Source organism: Paenibacillus sp. A3M_27_13, from assembly GCF_024213315.1.
GTDB classification, from domain to species: domain Bacteria; phylum Bacillota; class Bacilli; order Paenibacillales; family Paenibacillaceae; genus Paenibacillus; species Paenibacillus polymyxa_B.
Genome location: NZ_JANAVE010000008.1, coordinates 143,710 through 156,690, shown reverse-complemented (window position 1 = coordinate 156,690; position 12,981 = coordinate 143,710). Strand labels below are relative to the sequence as shown.

Here is a 12,981-nt window from a genome sequence, read left to right as displayed (position 1 = left end):
AATGTAATAAGCCCGCCAGCCCAGGCGGGTCTGTACGAGCCGTCAATTCCCATTGCATTAATATACCACAGAGCAGAAAACGGGCAAAGCCTTTTGACAACAATTAACGCACATCCCACACCCCCACGTAAGGAAAGCAGATACCGAGTCCCCAAGCCAGTGTAAGCATGATGACAAAATAGAATATGAACACAATATCTACAGCCGAATAGCCAATCGCATAATAATACGTGCGTTTGGTTTCATTAGTAAAACCCTTGGCTTCCATGGCAATAGCAATTCGCTGTGCACGCCGGATACTTTGAGCGAGCAGCGGAATTGCATACCTGCGAAGCGTGGCATACATATTCCATTTGGACACATGCTGATGTAAACCTCGAATACGATGGGCTTGTCTCAATGCCTGGAATTCCTCCACCATCATGGGCATCAACCACATGGCTGCCAAAAAGCTATACGCATACTTCGGAGAGAGCCTCCATTGCTGCATCAGTGAATAAAAAAGGTCCACTGGACGAGTCGTTAAACCAAACAGCAACCCTACCGCCGCCATACTCAGCGCACGAAAGCCCAGATGTATACCCCGATAAAAGCTTTCCTGCGTTATATGGATCAGGCCCCATGTCCACCAGGTCGTCACCCCTTTGCCGAACATCATCATGCCCGTTGAGGTTGAAATAAACACCAATATAAAGGGAGATCCATACAGCAGCAGCCGCTTCCATGGATGGCCTGACCAGACAAGCAGCAGCAGCATAGCACACGCAACATTAAACATGACATTCGGATCATGAATGACTATAACGACCACAAACAGTATGGAAAACATAACGAGCTTTAGGCCCGGATTCACACGATGCAGCCATGTTTTATGATGGGGAAAGGACAGGTTCATACTGGAGTTCCCCTTTCTGAATCCGCCATATATCGGTACAATATCGATGGACAATTTCCGGGTCATGCGTGACCATCACAATGGCCGTGCCTGCCGCTCTCAGCTGCTCCAACATATCCAGCATGACAAAGGTATTACGCGCATCCTGCCCAAAAGTCGGTTCATCCAGCAGCAGCACTTCCGGCTCACGGATCATAGCCGTAGCAATACTCAACCGCCTTTTTTGGCCCAATGAAAGCTGATACGGATGACGCTCGTCCAGCCGCTCCAGTCCGAACTGTACGAGCATCCGATCGACCCGTTCCCGGCACTGTTCAACGGTGAACAAGCTCTTGGGTAACGAATACTCTAGTTCCTTTCGTACGGTGTGTGCTACGAATTGCAGCTCGGGATTTTGAAACGCGAACCCGATACGCTCTGCCAGTTGTTCCGTACTGCCTGCCTCAATTCCGCGCACGCTATAACGTCCCTGTGTGCGAAGTAAGCGCATCATGGAGAGCAGCAGTGAGCTTTTGCCAGCCCCGTTTTCACCGACCACGCCAATCCAGTCGCCAGGCTTCACCTGCGCATGCTCCACATAAATCACTGAACTTAAACCGCGGAGGCCACTAAAATGTTCCAGCTCCAGCAAACCAATCCCTGTACCATTCCCCGTACCATTCTGCTGTGTCACTGATTCACTCCAACGCGGCGAAGACGATTCATTCCATACTCCCGGGTACCACACGCCATACTCGGACAATGCCTGCCGCTGCCCATGAAATACTTCTTCCGCCCTTCCATCCGCAATGATCTCCCCTTGAGCAGAAAGCACCACAATCCGGTCCACATCATGGACAATTTCATTAATTTTATGCTCCACGATCACCAGTGTCTGGTCTACCGAAATGTTTCGAATGGTATCCCACACCTGTGTAGTGCCTTCCTCGTCCAACAAAGCCGTGGGCTCATCCAGAAAAAGCACTTCTGGCTCCATAGCCAGCACAGACGCAATCGCCAGCCGCTGTTTCATTCCCTGTGACATGCTGCCAATGGGCATGTGTATATCATCCGTTGATAGACCAACCTGTATCAGCAGCTCGCGAATACGGGATCGCATCTGCTCACGAGGAACCTGATTATTTTCCAACACAAAAGCCAGTTCCTCGTCTGCATATGACATACAAAACTGCGTATCAGGATCTTGAAATACAATACCTGAGACACTTGGGATTACAGCAGCATCGCATTTCATAGGCACTTCTATCGTGCGTGGAATCAGACCGCTTAACACTTGGAGCAGCGTTGATTTACCGCATCCACTCGGTCCCAGCAGCAGCAGCTTTTCCCCCTTGCGGACAGACAAAGACATATTGTGAAAAAGCAGCTCCTGCTCACCGGGAAATTTCAACCGAAGACGGGTGATCGAAGCCACTACATCTTCGGTTGCCTGGCTCATCAATCCAGCCCCTTATAATCTTGTTCCGTTGCGGGTCTCAAACTTCGCGTGACTCCGGTTACCTCCAATGCCCTGGCCAGATAGAACGCGAATACCCCGGCAATCACAATGCTGCCAATCATGCGAAAACCAATATACAAAACATAGTTCCAGGTCGAAAGCTGATCAATATACCCGTAGCTGAAGTCTAAAATTAGAGAAGCGACAGCCGCCCCAGCCGCAGCTAGCGAAGCAACCCACAGGTTTGCGTTCCGATACAGAAAAGCCGCAAAAAATAGCTCCGCTCCCAAGCCTTGCAGCAGGCCATAGTACAAAGTGGACATCCCCCATTCGCTTCCCAAAAAAGCACTGACCGTTGCCGCTGCCACCTCTGCCAAAATTGCAACACCCGGCTTGCGAATGATGAGATAAGCAAACGTGCCTGCCATAAACCACATGCCATACATCAGTTGCTCGGCGTGTAAACCGAATGGTTTCATCAAATCATAGGCAGGTCCCCATATTTTGTAGACTAACCCGAACACAACAGCGATCACAATCGTGACCAAAATATCAGTCAGCTTCAACCCTTTGGACGCTCTTACAGCAGTATTCATTATTGCGTGCTCCCCTTATCCTTATAATTGGCCTCTTGGCCATAAAAAAAAGCTTGTCTGGAGCTGAATCTCCAGGCAAGCTTTATGCGCAGTAAAAGGTGAAGCACCATACAAAACATCATTCGTCGATATGCCTTATATAACCAGTAGTCTAAGCTACTACACTGATACCAAGCCAAAGTCAGGGTCAAGGTAAAATGCTAGGACATACATTGTATCTATCGACAACCGCGAAACAAGCGGCATTCCTGTATAGTGTTCTTGGTTTCTCTACGCTGGCATTACCCAGATCAGATTTCACGGTCAGTGGCAAGGGCCACCCTCTCAGCCTGACTTTCTCAAGCTCCCGACAATGCTTTTTTAATTCACTATAATATATACCACATCTATGGCTTTGACAATCCTATAATCCGAAGAAACGTTTGGCTGTCTCCGTCGTGGCGATTTCGATCTCCATCATGCTTCGGCCTGTACATTCGGCAACCGTAGCAGCAATGTGAGCGAGATACATGGGCTCATTACGCCCTTCTTTAGGCTTCACGGGCAAATTACGCGGGGTCAAAAATGGTGCATCCGTTTCAATCATCAGACGGTCCAAGGGAATATCTCTGACCAGTTCACGCAGATGTTTGCCACGCCGTTCGTCGCAAATCCAGCCGGTGATCCCGATATACAGTCCCATCTCTACATACGTATGCAATTCTTGTTCCGTGCCTGTAAAACAATGCACCACTGCTTTATCGACAAGCCCTTGATACTCCCGCAGCATAGCAACAAAATCCTCATGTGCATCTCGTTCATGAAGAAATAACGGCATATTAAGCTCACCCGCCAGTTGGATTTGCTCCTCAAACCATCGGCGCTGCACATCACGCGGCGAAAAATCACGGTTATAGTCCAATCCGCATTCCCCTATGGATACGACCTGCGGCTGACTCGCCAGCTGGCGGAGCTGCTGGATCGTATCTGCGCTGCAGTCTTTGGCATCATGGGGATGCACGCCAGCTGTCGCATACAGCTTGCCCGGATAACGTGCTGCATACTGAGAAGCCTCTCGACTGCTACGGACACTGGTCCCGGTAATAATCAGGGGTGAAATCCCTACAGCTGCGGCTCTCTCTACCACCTGTTCCCGATCCGCATGAAACGAACGGTGCATCAAGTTCACGCCAATATCAATTAACGGTGTACCCCTTTCCATCTCAATCCCTCCTTCGCAAACTACAATCTCGGATCAATCGGCTCCGATTCCAGAGATAGCGCGGCAAGGACGCATTCATGAATACGATCTACCGTATCCTTGCGGACAAAACGTTCCACGCCTTCCATACCAAGCGCTCCTTCCATCAGGGCATGACGCTCCTTTTTGTTCGTTCGACGCTGCTTCAGACGCTTTAAATTCTCAGGGGCAAGATAATCCATACCGTAAATGATGTGCAAATACTTCCGGCCTCTCACCTTGATTGCAGGCTGAATCATCTTGTCCCGATTTTTCATCAAAAAGCGTTCCGGCTTGATCACAATCCCCTCATGACCATCCTCTGTCATCTCGTTCCACCAGCGAATGACCTCTTCCTCGCTTGCTTCGTCCGTGATAACGCGATACTCTGTCTCCATAAACAGGGAAGACAGCCCAGCCAGCTCCCGGTTTTGCTCCATATGCCAAATATGAGAATGGTCGAAAAAAGTCTTTCCGCTGTGTGCCAGCGTATGGAACGGTGCAATACGAATTTCATCCAGACCGTCCACATCCCAGCAATATTTTTGAAAAGCCTCTTGAAACGTTACGGCATTCGCGTACTTCTGTTCCATTTCCTCCAACCAGTCTCCAACCTCTCGACCTGCAACCTTCGCCTGCTTCAGCTTGTCTACCAGCTTACTGCGATCCAACAGAGCTGCCTCCCCCACATGCGCATACTGTGCAGCAATCAGTTCCCGAGCCTTGAGATTCCACGGTACAATTTCCGCATCCAGCAATACAAAATCCGTCTGGTTCCGTTCAAAATATCCAGCAGTCCGTAAATCCACATTCAGCTTCTCCATCACTTGCTTCCCAAGGCTTTGTTCAAAGAAAGCTCTCCCACTCCGACTATAGATCGTGCCCAATGTCGGGTAGCCTACATATTGAACAGCGGCCTGTTCGTTTTTGAATAATAGCAAAATAGCCCGGCTACCCATATGTTTTTTCTCGGCCACCATCGTTTGTACTCCTTGCCCGCGATAATAAGCCAGCGCCTCACGTGGATGCTCCAGATATCCTTCCTCTGCAGACACCGCTGGAGCAGGGCTCATCGTCGGTGGAATATACACCAGCTCCTCCATGGGTACCGTCACATGTGACACGGTATCTATAGCGGATTTGATCCATTCTCCTTGTACGCGCACTTCGCCATACGATTCCGTCAGCACACTGTAACCAGCGATTAGCTTGCGTAAATTCGGCGGGGAAAACCGTTTTCTCTGCCACCGGACAAGTGGGCTATCGGGATCATTCGCATAATTCTCATGTGCCGGAACGCTGACAAATTCCTTTTCCGGATAACGATAAGCGGTCAGCATACCGCCAAATACCACACCCTGATCAATATTCACCGTCTGGTTCACAAGGGTAGGCTGCGGTCTCGGATCATGTCCCCATACTACTATTTCTCCCGATTCATGGTCTACGAACCAATCCTTGCGGATCGGTGTTCCGTTCGCATCCTGTCCTTCCGTATCTCCATAGCGGCAATAATCAGAAATACGTGCCGACTGTTTGCCAATAAAATGATCCTTAATCCCGGCATGAGCTACGACCACGTGTCGCAATCCATTTCTGCCAAAAATAAGATGAGAGGGTGCATGTAGCAGAAAATCTCTCAACTCGCTTCTAAGCTGTTCCGCCGCTGTCTTGCCCGCTTTTTGTTCATATTGGGCCAGTTCCTCTGCAAATCGTTCATCGCCATGACTGAGAGTCACCTTTCTCCCATCGAGGTAACGGCCGATTTTCCAGCCATGATTGCTGTCAATCATATACGCTAGTCCGGCATCCACGTGCTTTTTCCAGAACTGCACCGCTTGTAACGATTCTGGGCCACGGCTCATCACATCCCCGACAGATACTAGTCTTCTACCATCTGGATGATGGTATAGTCCTTTCGTATCTTCCGTATATCCTAGCCGCTCTATCACTTCCAGCATCTCACGGTAGCACCCATGGATATCACCAATGATGTCAATACCTGAGCCAATCTCATGAAACAGTGGCTGCACACGGCGAACAAAGTTCATTTCTTCTACATCCTTAAGAACATAGCAAGCGTTAAAGCCTTCCTCACGGATACCACGCAGGTTCCGCTTTAACAGCTGTGCCTGCTGCTTGACCCGTTGGCGGCCACGCGGATGCTCCCTGCCTAAATCACGTTCCAGCAGCACAGATTCGGGTACATCCAGTACCAAGGCCATAACAGGAACGTGCGCCTTGGCTGCCAGCTGTACATATTTCTGGCGATCCTCAGCGTACAAATGAGTGGCATCCACAACCGTTAGCTTATTCAAGCGACAGCGCATAGCCAGAATCGTATCCATCGCCTCAAACGCCTTGGCTGACATTTGCTGATACTCATAGAACAGTACGTCCGATTCCAGCCTTGGAAGTCCACTCCAGTCTATAAATTCCGTATCTCCGACCAGCTTGCGAAAATGATCCGAGGATACCACTTCTGTCTCCAGTAGAATCCCTTCGCACACCAGCCTGTCCAATAATGTGGTTTTGCCACTGTTGGAGGCCCCCACCAACACAACCAGTCCAGCATGCGGTAAATGAATCGTACGTTTGGATGAATTGCTCATGCTTCCTTCTGCTCCTTTCTGCGCGTAAATATAGCCATTTGGGTCGGTTGTCCAAAGCCTTCGATCTCTTCTCCGATCCCCTTCAGCGCTACCGAATAAGGAGCTTCCTCAATCCACTGCTCACATTGTTCCTGAAACTCGCTTCTATTCCATTCAAAACGGTGATCGCCATGCCGCAGCTCTTGCTGGTTCATACGATATACCTCATTATATTCACGATTGGGAGTCGTCACGATCAGCACACCCGGCTGATACTCCGTCACAATCGTCTTCATCACCCGGTTCAGACGATGCTCGTCCACATGCTCAATGACCTCACATAGGATCATCACATCTTTGCCCCGCAATTGTTCATCATAATAAAAGAGAGAGCCCATCATGGGTGTAGGAATGATCGCGTCGGTATGCCTCTCCAGCTTGGCAAAACGCTCCATGGCTCTCACCTGTGCATACGCAGACGGCTCCACCGCCCAAATTTCTTCAATGCCCGTCATTCGGGCCATCCGAGCCGAAAGCTTCCCTTCTCCTGAACCAAAATCTACGATTTTCTGTCTTCGAGGCCGCTTGCGAATCACGTCCATAATAGCTTGATACCGCAGCTCATTCAGCCGTACAGTAGGCTGTTGCTTCCCTTCCTCCTGTGGCTGTTCTTGCTGTTGAACCTGTTCGTGCTTATCCTTTTGAGCTTGGACAGTATGTTTTTGAGTATGTTTTTCAATATGTTTTTGAGTACCTATTTCAGCAGAATCTGATTGCTCAAATTGCTCAATCAGATTGGTAAAACGAAGCGTGCGTCGAATGATGAGCTCGCGTAGCGGATGCTCTGGCAGCCAGCCTTCACCGTAACGTCTCAGCTTGTCAAACTCTTCTTCACTAATATAGTAATGCTTATAATTATCCAGCACCGGAATCAACAGCAATAACTGACGCAGCGCATACTGCACCGTCTGGTGGCCACTTAACGTGACATATCTGACGGTGCTTCGATTTTTCAGCTGAAAAGAATAATCTGCTTCCCCTCGTTCTATGGCCACTTGATAGCCCAGCGGAGCGAATAGCCCCTCCACCACTGAATCCGGCAAATCCGAAGCAACAGGCCCAAACGATAACTCCAGCGCAAAAGGGTGCGTCACCCATCCTGCATAATCTTCTTTGGGTTTACCGTTCAGGGCTGTGCCAAGCGAGCCACGAATATAGGTGCAAAATAAGCTGCTAGTTACAAACTCCCGGTCATTAATATATTGTGTAATATCATAGCTGTCCGGACTGTTTTTGACCAAATCAATTGAATCTGGCGAAGCCTGAATGACGATCTCAGCCTCTTCCTCGGTAAAAACAGTGTATACCATGCGTACACGTGCGCCTTTTTCTGTGCGATCATACGTATTGTAAGGATTCTTAGCAAGCAAATGCGAAATCATCCCTGCATTCGTTCCGGTTGCTTTTAGCGTAATGTGCATACTCCACTTCTCCTTCCCAGCTTATGCATTCCATACTTCATTCACCGCAGCGCGGAACAAATCATCCAACTGCTGATCACGTCCACTCTCCATATGCTGAAGCAAGGGCGCCTTTTGTTCAAAATAAGCAATTTGCTGCTGGATAAAATCATTCACCACCGAAAGCCCTGGCTCCATATCCAGTTCCTCGCCCGCTTTTTTACGTTGTAGCAAATGCCCGATCACCTGATAAAGTTCTGTATCGGCCGGAATTAATTCCTCTAGCAAGTCTACGAATTTCATCGGAGGCATGCTGTTGTAACGTTCAATCCAGCCACAGGCCAGCAGTGGGCGCAGTACATAAAAATACTTTTTAATCTTCACCTGTTCTCCTTGCAAATAATCCCGATAGTTCCCCCGCGCCATATTCAGGTAATGGTACACACAGGACTTCGGAGAGAAGGTTAACGGCGATATCGCACGAATCTGGTCAGCCACTGAATACTGCTCCAGATAGGGAATCGGAGATTGCAGCCATTCCAGCAAAGGCGGATTGGACTTGCGAAACAAATGGAGTGCCTTTTTCAAATCCCAGCCGTTCATATCCAGCAAATTGCTGATGGGTCGCTCAATCACATCCCGCTTATCAAAGATAGATAAATACCATTCTACGGGTCTTACATAGATAAATCGTACATCATAGTCACTGTCCTGTGAAGGAAACCCCCATGCCCGACTGCCTGATTCACAGGCGTACACAATGCGCACCTGCTCCGCCTGCTCCAATGCGCGCAGCTCACGCAAAATCGTCTCGCACATTTCCGGTTGAATGAAACCCTGCCCATGCTTCACATCTGTCATGTTGTTCCCTCCCTTATCATTAAAGTATTTCCCGAATCTGTTCTCTAATCGACTCCTCCGTTTCAGCTACCGATAAGCGGCGAAGGCGCTCTGTCGTTTTCTCTCCCCACATCTCAGAAGACCATACCTTGAGTACATGAAGCGCTGCACGGCGATTGGAGGTCACCGGACTCCAAAGCCCAGCAGCAACTAGCTCTTGTCCCATTCCTTCGTGAGAAGACAATAGTTGCAACAGCATACCCAGACATTGATGCGCTTCATACTCCAGTCCATACCCAGGTAGATTAGCAGGGCCGGAAGCAATCTCTCCCAAGGGCAAGTGCTGTTCTGCAAAAGCCACCAACTTGCGCACCCGCTGTTCATCCTCTGTCTTGATGAGTTCAAAGTACAGATTAGGCTTGACTGGGTATCTGCTTAATTGATCAAATAGCACGGGCCATACATCTAGTGTTAGCATTTGAGCTGCGCGAATGGCACAGTGGAGATGCGGTGAATCTGCATGCTGCAGCTCCTGCTCTACCAGCTTCACCCACTGCGGATCGTCCATCATCTGCTGGCACAGCGACGCGTAACGTCTACGCAATTCCGGTGTCCATTCATGCTCATAACGAGTCTCCCATGAATCGTCCTCTTCATCCAGAAAGTCTGCAATATCCATGATGATCGTAAAATGTTGCACCGTCGTGCACATGGCCTTGGCATGACGAAGGTAGTTACCTATAACCATAGCAGCATGCTCATAATCGTCTATACTTTCCGCAGGTCCGCCTGCTGCCAGCAAAGCCGACAGAATTTCGCCTGCTCCGTCAAACAACTCCTGATCAATCTGCGGAACGGCGATGGCTGTATGCAGCTCGCCTTTATGAGCGCACTCATAAGCAAGATATTCATACATGACATTATTGCGGAATCCTTCCCGCAGTAGCCAATCACGTATTTCCTGACGCGTAGGTTCCAGCCGTTCCACTACGTGAATACGTCCCCAGCCATGTACCTGGCGGGCTAACGTATACAACTGTTCGTTGGCTTGCTCCGAAATATTACAGATAGCTACAGCCGCATATAGCGTGAATTCATCATGCTTTGCCAGCGTTAAAATAAGCTCGTGATGCTGCTCTGTCTCCAGCAATCCAAGCAACGCAATACCAATCTTCACCACATTGCGGTGTGCTCCGTGTTCAGCCAGCCAACGCGCTTCCTCATACAAACGATCCGGCTGAATTGCTGGATGCTGGCGCACCGCATCCAGCAACGGATCAATCAGACTGAGCGCATTTTCCTCCATCAAGCGTACATACGTCTCACGTCTCGTCTTCATTCCTGGCTTACGACATTGTCTGGACAACAGCTGCACCAGATCCTTGATTTTATCGGCTACATGCTCGCCAGCACCATGATGCCCAAATGCTCCATCTAATCCTCCTGCCACCCAACGCATCGTGTGACCTGCCCAATATTCTTCATCGTCCGGTAATTGATCATCAGTAAGCCTGCCCTGAGTATCCATTCCCTGCATAATCGTTTCATAAATCGAAAGCTTGCCTACCCATGGATATAACACTTCATTTTTGCGTCGTCCAAACATGTTGCATCACCCTTCTGTTATGTATTGCTTCTTATTTCATCGTGCTATCTTATATTTCTATGATGCTTTATTTTGGAAGTCGTGAACATGGTGAAAGTATTACAAAGAAGAATAATTTCCCTTTTTCCAGCATCCCTTCCCTGTTAGAATAAAGGGATAATTGCTTTCGGAGAACGGCAACAGAAACGGGGAATGCATCATGGCGAGAGAGAGTTTTGATAAAGAAATTCAATTCCTGCGCATGCTCACACTGACCAGCGGCGCTTATAATCGGCAGCAATTTGCAGACAGACTGGGCATTTCAGTGCATACCTTTGATAAAACAATCCGGCGTCTCAAGGAAATCGTCCAATCCGTACAACAGCAGTTGCCTGAGGACCAGGGACATGATTTTAATGAAATGCTGCGCTTTAATTATTATGAATCCGCTGATCCATTACTACTATTCTTGTTTCGGGCCAAATCGCTCAAGGAATCAGAAAGCGTCCGCTTATCTCTTCTGCTGACAGCGCTACAGTCACAGCCTCTGACCACTATGGAATTGCTGGATGCTTGCTGCAACGGGCTACCTTCCGACAGTTCGCTGCCGGATGAGAAAACGATTCGTTCCGATCTGAAATATCTGGTCGAAGTCGGCGTGGTTCGCAAGGAACCCGGCGGCAGACCTTATCGCTATGCTGTCCGCAACGATCTGGTGACAGGACTGACGGACGAGGAATTACTGGACTTATATGATTTTGTAGACATTATGGCCAACACCCAGCTTCCCTCTGTTCAGGGATATCTGTTGCGAGATCATCTAAAAAAAGCCATGCGCCGTCAAGCCGGAGATCGGGATTTGGCTGAACCTTTTTTATATAAATACCACTATTATTCACGCATTCTGGACGAAGCCCATATTCATCCGCTTCTACACGCCATTCGGCAACGTCGCTGTGTAACTTTTTTATATTTTTCGACGTCCAAACGAAGCATGTACGGGTCACAGAACACAAACCCGCTGTTTGAAAAAGAGACGGAGGGCCGTGAACATACCATTCTGCCCCTGCAAGTCATCTATGATCATCAATATGGACGTTGGTATGTTCTTGGTCATGTAGGCGGTAAAGGAATCATGAAGTTTCGTATGGAAGGCATGACTCAATTGGTGGAGGGCAAGCCTGTACCAGAGCAGTTTCATGCCGACCTGCTAGCGGTGTTGGAAGAAAAAATGCGGTACAGCTGGCTTGTTGATACCGGTCGTCCTGTGAAGGTACGGGTACGTTTTTTTAATCCTGAGGGCGCGAAGCGCAACTTTATTCGGGAACGTGTACTGTCACAGGGACAATGGGGTACGATCGCGGAGGAAGAAAGTGAATCCTTTATCTATGAAATCACAGTGAATGGGATCACCGAGATTAAACCGTGGATTCGCAGCTTCGGATCAAGCTGTGAGGTATTGGAGCCTCAGCGGCTGCGCAAGGAATTCAGACAGGAATGGAAGGAGCTGCAAGCCTATTATGAGCCTGTTCGAGAAAATATTTAACTACCAGATCGTCTCTCGGCTGGATGAATCGGGCGCTTTTGCTACCACATCGCAGGAAAGAGTCTGGCTCCAATCTATGCTGACAGACTCGGCAGCAATAGAGGCTTTCACCCCGTCTACGCTTGATAAGCTTCGGCAGATGCTCGCAGACGACGAGCCTCTGGAGGCCGATGGCAGTTTGCGGGAAAAAGCAGGTATTCCTGCTGCCTCGGTCTATCATCCACTCCTGCGCGAATTGCGTCCCATTCTGCGATCCCGTTCTGGCATCTGTATGACCTACAAACTGCGCAACGGACACATGCATGAGCGAATGTCCGGTTTTCCATATAAGCTGGAGTTCTCCATGGTCAAAAAAGAATGGAGCCTGCTGTGGTATAACCGCAGACACCGCGCGCTCATGTCTACCAAGCTGTCTAATATCGTGAACATCACGGAAGATGAGCTTCTACCCGAAGAGGCCGAAAAATTCACCCAACGTATTCTCGGTATACTGGAGTCGCGCAAAGAGCAGGGCATCATCGAAATTATTCCTATATACAACGGTGAAATGTCTCGTATTTTATATGCTTTTTCCTGCTTTGAAAAAGAGGTCGAATATGTTCAGGAAGCAGATACCTATCGTATTACGCTCACTTTCCAGGCAGACGAATGTGAATATGTTTTATCCAAAATCCGTTTCCTTGGCAAACGTGTCAAGGTCGTCCAAGGCTCCCGGCTGATCTCACGAATGAAGGAAACAACGGCCAAGGCCCTTGCACGCTACGAAGAGGAATAGCTACTCAGGCAATATGAGATGCATCCATGTAAATAG

At 48.9% G+C, this 12,981-nt stretch carries 10 protein-coding genes and 1 riboswitch; of the genes, 2 read left to right on the top strand and 8 right to left on the bottom strand.

What is annotated here, in order from left to right:
• Positions 1-103 precede the first annotated feature (103 nt).
• The 8 genes from NLX82_RS22375 to NLX82_RS22340 form a co-directional block, all read right to left on the bottom strand.
• On the bottom strand, positions 104-895 hold the full coding sequence (locus NLX82_RS22375) for an energy-coupling factor transporter transmembrane component T family protein (RefSeq protein ID WP_254349088.1): 792 nt from the start codon (positions 893-895) through the stop codon (positions 104-106).
• A complete protein-coding gene (locus tag NLX82_RS22370) occupies positions 870-2,333 on the bottom strand; it encodes an ABC transporter ATP-binding protein (protein ID WP_076295772.1) in 1,464 nt (487 codons plus the stop codon). Before NLX82_RS22370 ends, NLX82_RS22375 begins: the two co-directional genes overlap by 26 nt.
• A complete protein-coding gene (locus NLX82_RS22365; RefSeq protein ID WP_023987157.1) occupies positions 2,333-2,929 on the bottom strand; it encodes an ECF transporter S component in 597 nt (198 codons plus the stop codon). Before NLX82_RS22365 ends, NLX82_RS22370 begins: the two co-directional genes overlap by 1 nt.
• Before the next feature lie 249 nt (positions 2,930-3,178).
• A riboswitch (TPP riboswitch) is annotated at positions 3,179-3,288 on the bottom strand.
• A 44-nt stretch (positions 3,289-3,332) separates the two neighbouring features.
• Positions 3,333-4,130, bottom strand: coding sequence for a TatD family hydrolase (locus NLX82_RS22360; protein WP_076160086.1), 798 nt, complete (start codon positions 4,128-4,130; stop codon positions 3,333-3,335).
• Positions 4,131-4,150: 20 nt separating this feature from the next.
• Positions 4,151-6,760: a polynucleotide kinase-phosphatase gene (locus tag NLX82_RS22355; RefSeq protein ID WP_076160082.1), complete on the bottom strand. Its 2,610-nt coding sequence runs from the start codon at positions 6,758-6,760 to the stop codon at positions 4,151-4,153.
• Positions 6,757-8,220: a 3' terminal RNA ribose 2'-O-methyltransferase Hen1 gene (locus tag NLX82_RS22350; RefSeq protein ID WP_254349087.1), complete on the bottom strand. Its 1,464-nt coding sequence runs from the start codon at positions 8,218-8,220 to the stop codon at positions 6,757-6,759. The genes NLX82_RS22355 and NLX82_RS22350 overlap by 4 nt, the downstream gene beginning before the upstream one ends.
• Before the next feature lie 21 nt (positions 8,221-8,241).
• Positions 8,242-9,060, bottom strand: coding sequence for a nucleotidyltransferase domain-containing protein (locus tag NLX82_RS22345; RefSeq protein ID WP_254349086.1), 819 nt, complete (start codon positions 9,058-9,060; stop codon positions 8,242-8,244).
• A gap of 19 nt (positions 9,061-9,079) precedes the next feature.
• A complete protein-coding gene (locus NLX82_RS22340) occupies positions 9,080-10,645 on the bottom strand; it encodes a limonene hydroxylase (RefSeq protein ID WP_076265207.1) in 1,566 nt (521 codons plus the stop codon).
• Positions 10,646-10,844: 199 nt separating this feature from the next.
• On the opposite strand from NLX82_RS22340, the gene NLX82_RS22335 reads away from it, so the two are divergent.
• Positions 10,845-12,170, top strand: coding sequence for a helix-turn-helix transcriptional regulator (locus NLX82_RS22335; protein ID WP_076295777.1), 1,326 nt, complete (start codon positions 10,845-10,847; stop codon positions 12,168-12,170).
• Positions 12,145-12,945, top strand: a complete 801-nt coding sequence (locus tag NLX82_RS22330; protein WP_254349085.1) for a WYL domain-containing protein — start codon at positions 12,145-12,147, stop codon at positions 12,943-12,945. Before NLX82_RS22335 ends, NLX82_RS22330 begins: the two co-directional genes overlap by 26 nt.
• Positions 12,946-12,981: the final 36 nt, after the last annotated feature.